The organism is Olleya sp. R77988 (assembly GCF_044594215.1).
Classification (GTDB): Bacteria; Bacteroidota; Bacteroidia; order Flavobacteriales; family Flavobacteriaceae; genus Olleya.
In genome coordinates this window covers 1,392,406-1,408,875 of record NZ_CP138988.1, presented here as the reverse complement: position 1 = coordinate 1,408,875, position 16,470 = coordinate 1,392,406, and the positions used below count along the sequence as shown (strand labels likewise).

Below are 16,470 nucleotides of genomic sequence, written 5' to 3'. Positions count from 1 at the left end.
TTATGAGTAATAAATTAAACCATAGTATGTCATTAGCATCACCAGATGCTTTTAATATATCAACCAAACAAAAAGTTGCTTTAGGTATTGGGCTTGTAGGCCTACTTATATTAGTGCTTGCATTATTTAACATTAATCTTCCTAATACTGCTGTATTTTTAACATTAGCATTAGGGCTAATAACTGTTGGAACAATTATTTATGCAAGAGACGCGTATTTAACAAAATTAGAAGGGATTAAAAACGACGGAACATGGTTTAAGTCCATATCTTCTCGTGGATTTTGGGGATGGGCTTTAGGTATTATATTAACTGCTTTTTATATAGTATTATATTTTTTTCCAGAATTGTTAGGACTTGGTAAAGATGGTGCTCCAAATACTGGCTTAGTTAGTTTTTTTGATCCTTTAAGTAATTTATTAAGTGGTAGAAAAGCTAGTGAATGGTTTGTATATGGTACATTATACACAGTAGCAATTGCAGCTTTTGGGTATAAATTTATATTAAAATACCGTCATAATAAATACCAACAATTACGTACAGTTTCTGTAATATTTTTTCAATTAGGTTTTGCTTATTTGATTCCAGAATTTATGTATGTTATGAATAACGATTTACCATATTATGATCTAAAAAGTGTGTGGCCTCTAAATTATTATTTGTTTCAAGATTACCATTTAGGCCAATTTTTTAAATCAGGAAATATCGGAATTGCATTAATTATTTTTGGTGTTGTATCAACATTAGTAATTACCCCTATTTTAACTTACAAATACGGAAAACGTTGGTATTGCTCTTGGGTTTGTGGTTGTGGTGGATTGGCAGAAACTGCTGGAGATAGTTTTAGGCAATTATCTTCTAAAAAAATGTCAGCTTGGAAATTAGAACGTTGGTTAATTCATACAGTATTAGTTTTTTCTGTAATAATGACTGTAGCTGTCGTTAGTTCTTTCTTACAAGGAAGTTGGGTTGATGGCATTTATGTTAAAGGTGACTATTGGTTGAGTAATGAAGGGTTTCTTATTAGTGTTGGTGTGTTTTTAACCTTAATATTTGCTGGCGTCATGTATTTTAAGAGACATGAATTAGGTAAAGATGCACGTTATGGAGCAATTGGTTATGCACTAGTCATTTTATCATTATTTATAATTTACTACTCAGGTACGTCGACTGAAATCTTTTTCGTAAAATCTAGTTCACTTAAATCTGCTTATGGGTTTTATATTGGCTCTATCTTTTCTGGAGTTATTGGAACTGGATTTTATCCAATTTTTGGTAACAGAGCATGGTGTAGATTTGGATGTCCTATGGCAGCAATATTAGGATTTCAACAACGTCTATTTTCAAAATTCAGAATTACAACCAATGGTGGACAATGTATCTCTTGTGGTAACTGTTCTAACAGTTGCGAAATGGGAATTGACGTGCGTGCATATGCGCAAAAAGGAGAAAACATAGTACGTTCAAGCTGTGTTGGTTGTGGTGTGTGTAGCGCAGTTTGCCCAAGAGGTGTATTAAAATTAGAAAACGATAGAATGGATGGCAGAATTAATCCTACTGAAATATTATTAGGAAATGATGTTGATCTTATGGATTTAATTAATAACAAATAATTCTAAAACTTTTGAATGAAACCTTTTTTACTCTATATATTTTTATTGGTAAATTTTACTGCTAAAGCAGAAAAAACATACATAAAAAACTATTATGACAATGGTAATTTAAAAGCTGAAGGATGGTCTATTGACAATAAAAAAGTAGACTATTGGGTTTTTTATTACCAAAACGGAAACATTAAAAACAAAGGTCATTATAACAATAATTTAAAATCAAACTTTTGGATATTTTATAATGAAAATAAAACTATAAAATATAAAGGAAACTTTAAAGAAGGATTAAAAACCAAATATTGGAGCTATTATTTTGATAACAATACATTAGAAAAAGAAGGATACTATATAAATGATAAAGAAGACGGTTTCTGGAAATTTTATCATAAAAACAAGCACTTAAAAAGCCAAGGATTATACAAAAATGCTATTAAAACAGGGTTTTGGAAAACATATCACACTAACTCTAAAATCAAAAGTGAAGGATTTTATAGTAATGGCTTAAAAAATAAATTTTGGAAATTCTACCATAACAATTCTGTTATATCTAAATTTGGACACTTTAATAAAAATCAACAAAATGGCTATTGGCAGTTTTTCCGCGAAAGTGGTAAAAAAGCAAAAGAAGGGCATTATAAAAGCGGTAAAAAAGCGAATTGGTGGTTATTTTATGATGAAAACGAAAAGATAAATCATAAATGCCAACTTAAAGACAATCAGAAAAACGGATTTTGTCTTATGTATAAAAACGAAGAATTGATATCTGCAGTAAAATTTAAAGCAGGTCAAAAAATTAAAGAATGGACCGATTTAAAGGCCTTTAAAAAAGAAAACAAACTAAGCGATCTTAAATGACCAAAATAAAAGTCATCATTCCTGCATATAACGAGCAAGATTCTATAGCACATGTAATTAAAGGTATTCCATCAATAGTTAACGAAGTGATTGTCGTCAGTAACAATTCGACAGATTTAACCGAAACTAACGCAAAACAAGCTGGAGCAACCGTTTTAAAAGAACCTAGAAAAGGCTATGGTTATGCATGCCTAAAAGGCATGGAGTACATTGCAAATCTTACAGAAAAACCAGATATTATTGTGTTTTTAGATGGAGATTATAGCGATTACCCTGAAGAATTAACAAAAATAGTTGCTCCAATAATTGAAGATAATTTAGATTTTGTTGTTGGCTCCAGAGTTAAGGAGTTAAGAGAAAACGGAAGCATGACCAAGCCACAAATTTTTGGTAATTGGCTAGCAACCAATCTAATGACATTATTTTTTAAAGCAAAATTTACAGACCTAGGTCCATTTAGAGCCATTAAGTACGATAAACTATTAGCTTTAAACATGGAAGACAAAACGTATGGATGGACAGTAGAGATGCAATTAAAGGCACTTAAACAAAAACTAAGCTACACAGAAGTACCTGTAAATTACAGAAATAGAATTGGTGTCTCAAAAGTTTCAGGAACCATAAAAGGTAGTATATTTGCAGGCATAAAGATATTAACCTGGATTTTTAAATACAGTTTTAAAAAGTGATACTTCCAACTATAACCATCATTATTTATAGCATTTCGCTAGTTCTAATTTTTATGTATGCTTTGGCACAATTAAACCTGATGTTTAATTACTTAGCAGCACAAAAAAAGAAAGACCAAGCTCCAAAATTTAATCTAGAAAATCAGGAAGAAATTCCTTTAGTAACCATACAACTTCCCGTTTTTAACGAGTTATATGTTATGGATCGACTTCTAGAAAACATAGCATTAATAGATTATCCAAAAGACAAGCTTGAAATTCAGGTTTTAGATGATTCTACAGACGAAACCGTTGTCTCAACTAAAAAGCATGTTGATAAATTAGAAAAATTAGGGCTAGATATAGTTCATATTACCAGAACCAATAGACAAGGTTTTAAAGCAGGTGCTTTAAAAGAAGGATTAGAAGTTGCAAAAGGAGAATATATTGCCATTTTTGATGCCGATTTTTTACCAGAACCCAATTGGTTAAAAAAAACCATCCCTTACTTTAAAGACCCAGAAATTGGAGTTGTACAAACACGTTGGGGACACATTAACAGAGATTATTCAACCTTAACAAAAATTCAAGCTTTTGCATTAGATGCACATTTTACTTTAGAGCAAGTTGGACGTAGTAGTAAAGGACACTTTATTAACTTTAATGGTACAGCAGGTGTTTGGCGTAAAGACTGTATAATAGATGCAGGTAATTGGGAAGGAGACACACTAACGGAAGATTTAGATTTAAGCTACAGAGCACAACTTAAAAACTGGAAATTTAAGTATTTAGAAGATGTCATGACTCCTGCAGAATTACCAGTAGTTATAAGTGCAGCAAGATCACAACAATTTAGATGGAACAAAGGAGGCGCAGAAAACTTCAGAAAAATGTTAGGTCGTGTACTTAAAAGTAAAAACATTTCTGCCAAAACTAAAATTCATGGAATTTTACATTTATTAAACAGTACTATGTTTTTAAATGTACTAATTGTAGGTGTTTTAAGTATCCCAATGCTATATATTAAAAACCAATATGCACACTTAAGACCTTACTTTTATGTCATGAGCTTTTTTGTGGTAAGCACAATAATATTTTTTGTTTGCTATTGGGTAATGTACAAAAAAAGTCATGGTAACACCTTTAAAGATTTTATAAAATATATTGTTTTATTTTTTACCTTTTTCTCCATTGCAATGGGTTTTTCTTTACATAATTCAATCGCAGTAATAGAAGGTCATATAGGAAAACGTAGTGATTTTGTACGTACACCAAAATTTAATATTAGCACATTAAAAGATAGCTGGAAAGGCAATAAATACTTACGTAAAAACATCTCTATAAATGTCATTTTTGAAGGCTTACTAATGCTGTATTTTGCATTTGGAATGTATCTAGCATTTGTCGTTGGAGATCAAGGAGGTGACTTTGGATTGTTTCCATTCCATTTAATGCTAACTATTGGTTTCGGGTTTGTGTTTTTTAAATCCTTAACTTCTAAAGCGTAATAATTTGGGCGTTACCACAAGGGTCGCGTCTTCCGTTATATCTTTTTTTTGCCATATATGGCAGCAAAAAAAGGATGCCACTTCAACCGCTAACGCAAGAAGCATCATGTTAAATACTATCATTTTAAAAACTAACAAATTAAGTGTCTTACTAATTTTAGCTAGTTTTTGTTTGTATGGTGTATTTGCCTATGATCTAGTTAGGACAGATCACACAACATTAATTGCATTATATGTTACTCTTTTTGGGCTATTCATAAAAATAGTAAACAATAATAAAAACAACTTTAAATTATTAGTTCTAATTGCAGTACTAAGTAGATTAGTCTTCTTATTAGCTATACCAAATCTCTCGCAGGATTTTTATCGTTTCATTTGGGATGGACGCATGATACTGCAAGGTTTTAATCCTTATCTATATACTCCTGATAGTTTTTCAATAGGGCAATATCCAATCGCTCAAGCTCAATTATTAATAGATGGAATGCAACCTTTAAATGCAAGTCATTATTCTAATTACCCTCCAATTAACCAATTACTTTTCACCTTAAGCAATCTTTTTTCAACATCAAACATTCTAGGTTCTGTGATTGGTTTAAGACTACTTATTATCGCTGCAGATTTAGGAACCTTATACTTTGGAAGCAAACTATTAACCAATCTTGGACTATCTAAACACAAAATATTCTGGTACATTTTAAACCCATTTATAATAATTGAATTAACAGGAAATTTACACTTTGAAGGAGTTATGATTTTCTTTTTAATTTTTAGTTTATACCTACTTCAATTAGGCAAATGGAAATGGTCAGCAGTTATTTTTGCATTATCAATTTCGACTAAACTAGTCCCTCTTTTATTTTTACCTTTATTTGTTAAATGGTTTAGACTAAATAATGACAACAAAAAAATTGACTTTAAAAAACTAATTACTTTTTATATAATTATAGGTGTAACCACACTACTTATTTTTGCTCCATTCTTTTCAACTCAGTTTATTAGTAATTATTCTAAAACAGTAGGTTTATGGTTTGGTGATTTCGAGTTTAACGCAAGCATATACTACTTACTAAGAGAGGTTGGTTATCTTATAACAGGTTATAATGAAATTTCTATTATTGGTAAAATTCTACCAGTACTTATATTTAGTTCTATTTGGTACTTAGCCTTATCCAGAAAGAATTGGGGTTTTTCAACAGTATTAAAAAACATGTTATTCGCTTTTACAATTTACTTGTTATTAAGCACAACTGTACATCCTTGGTACATTGCAACTGTTTTAATATTGAGTGTGTTTACTAATTATAAGTTTCCATTAGTATGGAGCTTTATTGTCATTATAAGCTACTTAGCATATACTAATTCAGACAATACAGAAAATCTGTGGATTATTAGCTTAGAGTATTTAGTGGTATTTAGTGTACTCTTTTGGGAGTTATTTAGTAAAAAAAAAGCTATAAATAAGGATACTTAAACCAATAAACAGAATAGCTAAAACTGGATAAGGAATAAGTATTAAAAATTTAATAAAGTCTGATTTCTTTAATCAAATATAGTAAAACTTAAAAAAGGATATAAAACTGATTTACAAAAAAAGCTTCTCAAATTTGAGAAGCTTTTTTTATTCAGTACAGGCGGAGAGACTCGAACTCTCACACCTCGCGGCACTAGATCCTAAGTCTAGCGTGTCTACCAATTCCACCACGCCTGCGACTTATTCCGATAATTTTCGGACTGCAAATATAAACAATAGTTTCAATATTCATAATAACTACAAACAAAATTATTTTCCTTTTTTGTACTTTTACCTAAACTCAATATTATCTAATGAAAAACATAAAATCTTATGTACAAGACAACAAGCAACGTTTTCTTGACGAACTTATAGAATTACTTAAAATACCATCAATAAGCGCAGATTCAGCTTATAAAGAGCATACTATAAACACTGCAGACGTTGTTGCCAAAAGTTTAAAAGACGCAGGTTGTGACGTTGTAGAAATTTGCGAAACAGAAGGATATCCTATTATCTATGCTCACAAAATAATAGATAAAGACTTACCAACCGTTTTGGTTTATGGACATTATGATGTACAACCACCAGATCCATTAAATTTATGGACGTCTCCACCATTTGAGCCTGTAATTAAACCTACAGACTTACATCCTGAAGGAGCTATTTTTGCACGTGGTGCTTGTGACGACAAAGGGCAAATGTACATGCATGTTAAAGCTTTAGAATACATGACAAAACATGGAGAATTACCATGTAACGTCAAGTTTATGATAGAAGGAGAAGAAGAGGTAGGAAGTGTCAACCTTGGTAAGTTTGTTAAGCAAAACCAAGATAAGCTAGCTAACGATGTTATTTTAATTAGCGACACAGGTATGATAGCCAAAGACACACCATCAATAACAACAGGATTACGTGGCTTAAGCTATGTAGAAGTAGAAGTAACAGGACCAAACAGAGATTTACATTCTGGACTTTATGGTGGTGCAGTAGCAAACCCTATAAACGTGTTAACAAAAATGATTGCTTCATTACATGATGAAAACAACTATATTACAATTCCAGGTTTTTACGATAATGTAGAAGAATTATCTTTAGAAGAGCGTGCGCAAATGGCTAAAGCACCTTTCTCTTTAGACGCATACAAAAAAGCATTAGACATCGACTCGGTTTACGGAGAAGCAGGTTACACAACAAACGAGCGAAACAGCATTAGACCAACCTTAGATGTAAATGGTATTTGGGGAGGTTACACAGGTGAAGGTGCAAAAACAGTAATAGCAAGTCAAGCATTTGCAAAAATATCGATGCGTTTAGTCCCAAATCAAGACTGGGAAAACATTACAGACTTATTTAAAAATCATTTTGAAAGCATCGCGCCAAAAGGCGTTACTGTAAAAGTAACACCACATCATGGTGGACAAGGCTACGTAACACCAATAGACAGCATTGGTTACAAAGCAGCAAGTGCAGCTTATAAAGACACCTTTGGCAAAACACCAATCCCACAACGTAGTGGAGGAAGTATTCCAATTGTAGCCTTATTCGAGCAAGAATTAAAAAGCAAAACCATTTTAATGGGCTTTGGTTTAGACAGTGATGCAATACACAGTCCAAACGAACATTTTGGTGTTTGGAACTACCTAAAAGGTATCGAAACTATTCCAGGTTTCTACAAACACTTTACAGAAATGTCTAAGTAAAATTATGGTGTAACCACCTTTTGCTTTTAAATTAGCAAAAGGTGGTCGCGTCATCCATTATATCTTAATTTTGCCATATATGGCAGCAAAATTAAGGATGCCATTTCTACCGCTTACACAACCAACCAAAGTGAAAGACCAACATTTAAAGCACGTTTTAGCACTAACCTTTGCCACATTACTAATTAGTACATCTGGTAGTTTAGGTCGTTATATAGACATGCCAGCTCCTGTAACAATTTGGTGGAGAAGCGCTTTAGCCATGTTGTTTTTATTCCTTTTTTGTAAGTATAAAAAAATCAAGCTTAACATTCAATCTAAAAGAGATTTAGGCGCTTTTGTTTTAAGTGCTTTATTTATGGCAGCACATTGGATTACCTATTTCTATGCCTTACAATTATCAAGTGTCGCAATTGGTATGCTATCCTTATTTACATTTCCAATACTAACAGCTCTTTTAGAACCCTTGTTTTCTAAAACAAAGTTCGATTATATGTATCTTATTTTAGGCGCAATGGTCCTTTTAGGCATTTATATACTGTCTCCAGAATTAGATTTTGAAAGCGATAACCTAAAAGGAATTTTACTAGGTTTATTTTCTGCACTATGTTATGCGCTTCGTATTTTAATACTAAAACAATACGTATCAACCTATCATGGAAGTAGCTTAATGTTTTATCAACTATTAATAATGACAATTGTTTTAGTACCAACATTATTCCTATTTGACAGTTCAAACATCACAACACAATATCCATTTGTTTTACTCTTAGCATTAGTAACTACAGCAATTGGACACACACTTTTTGTGCAAAGCTTAAAATATTTTAAAGTTAGCACAGCAAGTATAATAGGTAGTACACAACCTGTTTTTGGTATTATCATTGCGTTTTTTTTCTTAAACGAAATCCCAACCTTAAACACCTTTTTTGGTGGTTTACTTATACTTTCTACAGTAATTATAGAAAGTTTACGCTCTAGAAAACAATAGTTTATAATTTAAAAACAACTCTACATTTGTAGAATATATATTTTTGTTCTACATTTGTAGAGAACATTCTAAACTTGTAGAAATGCAATTATCAAAAACCGAAGAAGAATTAATGAATTATTTATGGAAGCAAGACAACGCTTTTATGAAAGATTTACTAGACGCATATCCAGAGCCTAAACCAGCAACAACTACTGTTGCAACCTTGTTAAAGCGTATGACAGACAAAGGGTTTATTGATTATAAAAAATTTGGAAACTCTAGACAATATTTTCCTTTAGTTAAGAAAAAAGACTACTTCTCTAAGCATGTAAACGGTTTAATTAAAAACTTTTTTAACGATAGTAGTTCTCAATTCGCTTCGTTTTTTACAAAAGAAACCGATTTAAGTAAAGCAGAATTACAAGAATTAAGAGCAATAATTGACAACGAAATTAAAAACAAGTAATCATGGAACTACTCCTATTAAAATCCAGTGCATGCCTTTTGGCTTTGCTTTTGTTTTACAAAATAGCATTAGAGCCCTTAAGTATTCATAAATTTAAACGTGTGTATTTATTAGTTGCAGTAATAGTGGCAGCAATAATTCCGTTTATAACCTTTATAAAATATGTAGATCCTACTTTTACATTTCCAAATTATGATGCTAACTCAATAACACCTCCTCCTTTTTTTGTTGCAGATGCAATAGTTGAAGAAGAATCGATAAGTTTTCTGCCAACTATATTATGGTCAGTTTATCTAATTGGTGTAAGTCTCTTTTTAATTCGATTTTGTATTAATTTATTCAGTATTGTTTCAAAAATCAAAAAGCATACAAAAGTTAAAAGTAATCGCTTTGTTAATGTGTTGATGGAGCAATTAGAAATTCCGCATACGTTTTTCAATTTCATCTTTTTAAATAAAACTAAGTTTGAAAACAATCAAATCCCAGCCGAAGTTTTATTGCACGAGCAAACACATGCTAAACAAAAACACAGTTTAGATATTATAATTATAGAGTTACTACAGGTTGTCTTTTGGTTTAACCCATTACTGTATTGGCTTAAAAAAGAAGTCAAACTTAATCATGAGTTTTTAGCAGATCAAAACGTTATAAAACAAGGTGTTGACACTAAAACTTATCAAAATATTTTATTACAATTCTCGTCTAATCAACAAGAGTTAGCATTAGTTAATGCAATCAATTATTCATCAATCAAAAAACGTTTTACACTTATGAAAACACACACATCAAAAAAAGCGGTTTGGTTACGTAGCTTATTGTTACTACCATTATTAGCTATTTTACTTTTTAGTTTTAGTCAAACTAAAGAAATTGAAAAAGAGGTTGTTCCTAAAATGAAGTTAGACTCTAACTATGTTTTAACTTCAACAAACACAGCAAGAAACATTGATATTAAAGTATTTAAAAATGGTACTTATGAAATTGACGGAATTAAAGCCAATAAAAACACCTTTATACAAGTCATCAATCAATTACATCAAGATATTAATTCCGAGATAAGAAACAATATCATTAATATTCATGTTGATAGCCCTAAAGATATCTCAGATAAGGAAGTCTGGTTTATCTTTAATGCTGTTCAAGACTATGGCTTTTATCGTATTGTGGCTTATAACCAAGAAGTAATACGACCAAAAGGAAATACACCATTTGCAATTGAAAGTAAGAAACCTCAAGATCCAAAACTATTGGTTAACGGAATAGAATGTGATGGATGTCTTCTTAATCTAAGCAAAAAAGGAATAGCAAATATAATTCTAGCTACAACAACTAAGGAAGACATAACAGCTTTTAAGCTTAAAATCCCAGGTGTAAAAACTCAAAACATAAAAAGCAACATATTAAGTAATGAAGCAAGAGGATTAGTTTTAAAAGCTAAAGAAGGTGATTACATTCAGTTATTTGACATTAAATCTAAGTCTAATACATTTAAACCAGTAAGAATAAAATTAGTAGACAAGACTGACAAAAACTATTCAAATTCGCCAATAGTAAAAAAAGGAGAAGAATCAAGTATTCCACCACCTCCTCCACCTGCAAATCCTAATGCTACTCCAGAGGAAAAAGCAAAACAAGAAAAGGTTATTAACGAATACTACAAAAAGAACAAAATTGTAAACGGAAAAGTCCTTAGAAATCCTCCACCTCCACCACCTCCTGCTCCCGAAAAAGTAGAAAAGAATACTGGTTTTATAAAAATTAATGGCGAACAACACTTTTACGCAATTATGGATGGTAAAACCAAATATTATAATCGTTGGGGAGTAGAAGTTGATAAAAAAGGAAATAAATTATCCGATAAACAAACCGATGGAAGCAAAGTTATTCCAGGTCAAAAAATTACTAAAGTATATAAAGACGGAAAAATAGTTAGTGAGTTTAATAAAACATGGGAAGATGATGATATGAATATTCCACCTCCACCTCCACCTCCAATGAGTACTTTAGATCATATTATAAAAATGGCGAAAAAAGGAGCCTCGTTTTATTATAATGGTGATGCTATTACATCAGATAAAGCAATAGATTTAGTAAAGAAAAATAATAAATTAAACATTTCTTCGCACACAAATAACGGAGTTGCTACAGTCAATATTTCTGAAAATCCAATACGAACTGTTAATGGTAAAGTGGTAACAGACTAATTGATTTTTATAAATACAGAATAAGAAAACCTCAATTATTTGAGGTTTTTTTTGGCTTTAAACTGTAACAAAATAAGATAAATAACGTTCTAATAGATATCATCAATCAAAATCAATCACATCATGCTAAAGCAATTCTTCATTATCTGTTCTGGTGCAGACACAAACATACTTAAAACCTCATCTATTGGCGAACAAAACAAATACGCAGGAATAGGTGCTACCGTGTTTTTTACAGCTGTAATGGCTTTTATAGCGTCAAGCTATGCACTTTATACTGTTTTTGATAATCTTTTTTCATCTATTGGATTTGGGTTAGTCTGGGGATTTTTAATCTTTAATTTAGACCGTTTTATTGTCTCAACCATTAAGAAGCGAAATAGTTTTTTAGACGAATTTTTACAAGCTACACCAAGATTAATTTTAGCATTAATTATAGCTGTAGTCATCTCTAAACCTTTAGAGTTAAAGATTTTTGAAAAAGAAATCAATCAAGTTTTACTGACAGAAAAAAATGCAATGACGCTTCAAAATCAAGATGATATTGCGTTACAATTTACACCAAAAGAAACTGAATTAAAACAAAATATAATAACACTTCAGTCTGAAGTTGAAACAAAAGAAGCAGAAGTAAATACACTTTATGACACCTACATTACTGAAGCAGAAGGCATCTCTGGAACTAAAAAATTAGGTAAAGGACCAGTTTATAAAGAAAAACGAGAGAAACATGATGTTGCTCTAGCTGATTTACAATTACTTAAAGAAACTAATAACAATAAGATAGCTAATATTGAAACGGAATTACTTCAACTTAAAAATAATTATAATACTCAAGTTGCTAACACACAACCAATAATAGATGGGTTTGATGGTTTAATGGCTCGTGTCACTGCCTTAAACACACTACCATGGTTACCTTCGTTTTTTATATTCTTATTATTTTTAGCTATAGAAACCTCACCTATAATTGCAAAATTATTATCGCCTAAGGGTGAATATGATTTTAAATTAGAAGATCAAGAAACTGCTATAAAAACTTTGGTAGAACAACGTGTTGCAGAAAGGCAATTAGCACTTAAAACAGATTTTAAAATTAACGATAAAGTATACAATGACTTATCTAATGAAGATGAATTGTATCAATCTAAACGTAAAAAAGCAAGAGCACTAATGCAATTACAAGCTGATGCCTTTTACAAACAACAACAAAAAGCGTTATAAGTCATACTTTTTTAAGTGTGCTTTAACGTCTTTAGGTTTGTAAACAATCGTTTTAGATACAGGATATTTTTCTAATAAGTGCTTAGGTCTGATTGGTCTGACTGTAAAATTACCACCACAATTTGGACAAACATCTTTAAATACATTTGTAGCACAATCTATACAATAAGTACATTCAAACGTACAAATAACCGCATCTTGAGAATCATAAGGAAGTGATTTATTACAATGTTCGCAAGATGGTCTAATCTCTAACATTATAATTTTTTAACGTATTCTGTAATTATTACAATTTGTGTAGGTCCAACCTTACCTTCAATATATGTTGCGTTTTCACGATCTAATCTAATATTTCTTACAGCAGTACCTTGTTTTGCAACCATACTAGATCCTTTTACTTTTAAATCTTTTACTAAAACAACACTATCTCCAGTATTTAAAATTACACCATTAACATCTCTGTGGATAATTTTATCTGCTTCGTCTTTATGCTCGTCTGTTAACCTTGCTATTGCTAAATTGTCTTCGTCTAAATACATCATGTCTAACAAATCTTTTGGCCAACCTTCGCCTCTTAATCTTTGTAACATTCTCCAAGCCATGATTTGAACTGCAACATGCTCTGACCACATACTATCGTTTAAACATCTCCAATGGTTAACATCCATGTCTGTGTTTTTTTCGATTTGATCATAACAGTTTGCGCAAACTAATACACACGTATCTACAGTTTCTGTTAATGAAGGTGGGATATTGTATTGTCTAGTATCTGTTGCAGAAGTACACAGCTCGCAAGTTGTATTACTTCTTTCTTGTAACATTTGTAAAACGCTCATTTTATATATTTTGATGCTTACAAATATAGCAATTGCATTATGTTATATTATAAAAACAGTAGTTAAGATGCTTTCTGAATAGTTTTAGTTAAATTGGAATCTATATATACTTCAAGTAACTTTGCATTATTAGAGTTAAACATCACATCTTTTGTATTTGCAGGAATTAAAATAGTTTCTCCCATTGTTACAGTTTCTGTATGTAAACCAGTTGTTATTGTTGCTTCACCTTCAACACACATAAATATTACAAACGAATCTAAGTTTTCATAATTTTTAGTTTGTCTACTCGATACATCTAAAATGTTTGTTGTAAAATAATCACATTTTACTAAATTACTAGTTGTGTTAGCTTCTAAGTTATAGTTAGCTTTTCCGTTAGAATCAAATTGTTTAGTTGCCTGTTCTGCTAACTTAGTGTGTAATTCTCTTTTTTGTCCAGAATCATCAGTTCTATCCCAATCGTAAACACGATATGTAATATCTGATGTTTGTTGGATTTCTGCTGCTAAAACACCTGCTCCAATAGCATGTATTTTTCCTGCTGGAATAAAAAAACTATCTCCTTTTTTTACTTGTTCTCTATTAAAAACAGCGTCAACATTTTTAGAGTTTATATGATTTAAGACTTCAGGGTTTATTGTTTTATCTTTTAAACCTAAAACAATATCTACATTCTCATCACTATCCATTATGTACCACATTTCGGTTTTACCAAAACTATTATGGTGTTTTTTAGCCATTTCATTATCTGGATGTACTTGTACAGATAAATCTGTTTTTGCATCTAAAAATTTAATCAATAAGGGAAAATTATATCCAAAGTTTGCAAAATTATTTACTCCTATAAAGTTTGCTTCATGTGTTTCAATCAACTCTTTTAAACTAGTCCCTTTATAAACTCCATTACTAACTTCAGAAATGTTTCCGTTTACATCAGATATTTCCCAACTTTCTCCAACATTATCTTTTGTTGTGGCTTTTCCAAGAAGCCTACCTAGTTTGTTTCCTCCCCAAATTTTTTCTTTTAGGATTGGGTTAAATTTTATTGGATATACTTTCATAATTAGTAATTTTATAATTTGCTTAAAAACTGAAGATTAATAAATTGATTTTCTACTTTTATTTTTTTTAAATACTCTACCACAGAGAAAAGACTTTTAAATAGTGTTAATTTTATTTCATGTTTCTCCAAGGTTTCAATATTATACTTTAAAATAACCTCTTGGTTTTCGTTAATTGCATTTATTAAACCTTTAAGACCATGATACTTAGTGGTTAATAAATTAGTTGACACATAACCTAAATGTTTTAAATTAAATTTATTAAACATAAACCTTGCTCCTGCTCTTACTGCAGATACATCAGACTTAAATTTTTTAACATTTACAACAGATACATTACTACAACCTTCTTTAATTTCATTTAAAAGTTGATAGGTATTATCTTTACTATTGTTATTTACAAAACATAATTCTATATTTTTTGTTTGATTTAACTGCTCTATAAAAACACTAGTTTCGATATCTGTTTCATTATTATGGAAGATGATTATAATACCTATTTTCATACTTTGGGGATTTTTATTTATTACTTTTTAAGCTACATTTAAATCTGTAGAAACTGCTTTTTTTACTTCTTGGTTTTTACCTCTGTAAACCCATGCAATTTGTCCTAATTGAAATACAATTTTAAAAGAATCTTTCATTGATAACTTACTACCATCTGCATGAATCCATCTTTTTAATGGTTGCTCGCAAAGCATTGCTTTTGCTTCTTTTAAACCAAAGTGGATACTCATTCTTTTAAATATTTCTACATCAAAAATCCATTGTGTAACAAACTTTTTACCGAAAGCAATTTCTATGACATCCTTATGGAAAATTTTAGCTCCACATTGCGTGTCTTTAAAATCCATTTTTAAAATCTTTCTGATGATGAAATTGATGGTTAAACTGATTATTTTTCTAGCAGACTCTTTAGTAATATTTGCTCCCATTCTTGAGATACGAGAACCACTTACAATTTTAAAATCTGAAGTTTCAATAGTCTTTACTAAATCGTCAAAATCTGCTAAATCAGTAGATAAATCCGCATCTAAAAAACCTATATAATCTAGATCTTCTTTTTTAGCCATGTGTAGCATTCCTAAACGTACAGCTTCGGCTTTTCCTCCGTTTTGTTCGCAGTCGTAAACTGTAATAAAATCTTCTCTTCCTTTTTGTAATTGTTTTAAAACTTCTAATGTTTTATCCTTACTTCCATCGTTTACAAAACATAAATGGTAACCAGAATTTTTATCGATATAGTTTAAAAACTCTTCACTTAATAAACGTTCTTCTTCATTATAACAAGGGATTACAACACCAACACAACGCTCTTGAATCATAACGTTACTATTAGTAACCGTATTTTGTCCTTCAGGAGCACCAATTAATCGTTTTACACGTGCACTAATCTCATTTAAGCTTAAGGGCTTTTTCATGTAATCGTTAATTCCTAATTCAAACCCTTCTGTAATTGTTTCATCTTTTGTATCTCCAGATAAAACCATAATTGGAGTTTGAGAATTTTTAGTAACCCTAATATGTTTTACTACATCTAGTCCAGAAACAAATGGCATATTAATGTCTACTATAACTAAATCAGGATTAAAAGAATTGAATGCTTCCATTCCTTTTTTTCCGTCAGTTTCTATTTGTACTTCGTAGCCTAATTCTACTAATCTTTTTTGTAAAGGAAGTAATACTAATTGTTGGTCATCTATTGCTAAAACTTTCATAATAAGTTATTTTAATTGTTTTTGATACTACAAATTTACAGGAGAAGACAATCTTAAAATTCTTATTTCGCTTAAGCTATATTTAAGTGTCGACGAATGGTAGATTGCTATAGATAATTAAAAATCAA

The 16,470-nt window shown here is 30.6% G+C and carries 15 protein-coding genes and 1 tRNA gene; 10 read left to right on the top strand and 6 right to left on the bottom strand.

From position 1 onward, the window contains the following. Window positions 1-2 precede the first annotated feature (2 nt). From SJY17_RS06290 to SJY17_RS06270, 5 genes are all read left to right on the top strand, one after another. A complete protein-coding gene (locus tag SJY17_RS06290; RefSeq protein WP_397364645.1) occupies window positions 3-1,613 on the top strand; it encodes a 4Fe-4S binding protein in 1,611 nt (536 codons plus the stop codon). Window positions 1,614-1,628: 15 nt separating this feature from the next. Then, window positions 1,629-2,465, top strand: coding sequence for a toxin-antitoxin system YwqK family antitoxin (locus SJY17_RS06285; protein ID WP_397364644.1), 837 nt, complete (start codon window positions 1,629-1,631; stop codon window positions 2,463-2,465). Next, window positions 2,462-3,154: a glycosyltransferase family 2 protein gene (locus tag SJY17_RS06280; RefSeq protein WP_397364643.1), complete on the top strand. Its 693-nt coding sequence runs from the start codon at window positions 2,462-2,464 to the stop codon at window positions 3,152-3,154. The genes SJY17_RS06285 and SJY17_RS06280 overlap by 4 nt, the downstream gene beginning before the upstream one ends. 53 nt (window positions 3,155-3,207) lie before the next feature. Further along, window positions 3,208-4,641 carry a cellulose synthase family protein gene (locus SJY17_RS06275; RefSeq protein ID WP_397364864.1) on the top strand — a complete coding sequence of 478 codons (1,434 nt, stop codon included), beginning with the start codon at window positions 3,208-3,210 and terminating at the stop codon, window positions 4,639-4,641. Between the two features lie 106 nt (window positions 4,642-4,747). Then, window positions 4,748-6,115, top strand: a complete 1,368-nt coding sequence (locus tag SJY17_RS06270; RefSeq protein ID WP_397364642.1) for a mannosyltransferase — start codon at window positions 4,748-4,750, stop codon at window positions 6,113-6,115. Between the two features lie 155 nt (window positions 6,116-6,270). Here SJY17_RS06270 and SJY17_RS06265 read toward each other — a convergent pair. Beyond that, window positions 6,271-6,352: transfer RNA gene (locus tag SJY17_RS06265), tRNA-Leu, on the bottom strand. A 116-nt stretch (window positions 6,353-6,468) separates the two neighbouring features. On the opposite strand from SJY17_RS06265, the gene SJY17_RS06260 reads away from it, so the two are divergent. From SJY17_RS06260 to SJY17_RS06240, 5 genes are all read left to right on the top strand, one after another. Continuing rightward, the gene (locus SJY17_RS06260; RefSeq protein WP_397364641.1) at window positions 6,469-7,857 is read left to right on the top strand and encodes a dipeptidase; all 1,389 of its coding nucleotides are present in this window, start codon (window positions 6,469-6,471) and stop codon (window positions 7,855-7,857) included. Window positions 7,858-7,936: 79 nt separating this feature from the next. Next, entirely contained in the window at window positions 7,937-8,848 is a 912-nt protein-coding gene (locus SJY17_RS06255; RefSeq protein ID WP_397364640.1) for a DMT family transporter, read from the top strand. A gap of 82 nt (window positions 8,849-8,930) precedes the next feature. Then, a complete protein-coding gene (locus SJY17_RS06250) occupies window positions 8,931-9,296 on the top strand; it encodes a BlaI/MecI/CopY family transcriptional regulator (RefSeq protein ID WP_397364639.1) in 366 nt (121 codons plus the stop codon). 2 nt (window positions 9,297-9,298) lie between these two features. Next, complete coding sequence (locus SJY17_RS06245) at window positions 9,299-11,500, top strand: M56 family metallopeptidase (RefSeq protein WP_397364638.1); 2,202 nt, start codon at window positions 9,299-9,301, stop codon at window positions 11,498-11,500. 123 nt (window positions 11,501-11,623) lie between these two features. Further along, entirely contained in the window at window positions 11,624-12,724 is a 1,101-nt protein-coding gene (locus SJY17_RS06240) for a DUF4407 domain-containing protein (protein ID WP_397364637.1), read from the top strand. Here SJY17_RS06240 and SJY17_RS06235 read toward each other — a convergent pair. The 5 genes from SJY17_RS06235 to SJY17_RS06215 all read right to left on the bottom strand — a co-directional run bounded on the left by SJY17_RS06235 (window position 12,719) and on the right by SJY17_RS06215 (window position 16,342). Beyond that, window positions 12,719-12,982 carry a DUF1272 domain-containing protein gene (locus SJY17_RS06235; protein ID WP_397364636.1) on the bottom strand — a complete coding sequence of 88 codons (264 nt, stop codon included), beginning with the start codon at window positions 12,980-12,982 and terminating at the stop codon, window positions 12,719-12,721. The two genes, SJY17_RS06240 and SJY17_RS06235, sit on opposite strands and share 6 nt — an antisense overlap. Further along, window positions 12,982-13,560 (bottom strand): PhnA domain-containing protein, encoded by a 579-nt coding sequence (locus SJY17_RS06230; protein WP_397364635.1) that lies wholly within the window; start codon window positions 13,558-13,560, stop codon window positions 12,982-12,984. The genes SJY17_RS06235 and SJY17_RS06230 overlap by 1 nt, the downstream gene beginning before the upstream one ends. A 62-nt stretch (window positions 13,561-13,622) precedes the next feature. Continuing rightward, on the bottom strand, window positions 13,623-14,624 hold the full coding sequence (locus SJY17_RS06225; RefSeq protein ID WP_397364634.1) for a type I phosphomannose isomerase catalytic subunit: 1,002 nt from the start codon (window positions 14,622-14,624) through the stop codon (window positions 13,623-13,625). Window positions 14,625-14,635: 11 nt separating this feature from the next. Then, on the bottom strand, window positions 14,636-15,130 hold the full coding sequence (locus tag SJY17_RS06220) for a glycosyltransferase (RefSeq protein WP_397364633.1): 495 nt from the start codon (window positions 15,128-15,130) through the stop codon (window positions 14,636-14,638). A gap of 27 nt (window positions 15,131-15,157) precedes the next feature. After that, window positions 15,158-16,342, bottom strand: coding sequence for a response regulator (locus SJY17_RS06215; RefSeq protein WP_397364632.1), 1,185 nt, complete (start codon window positions 16,340-16,342; stop codon window positions 15,158-15,160). Between the last annotated feature and the right edge of the window lie 128 nt (window positions 16,343-16,470).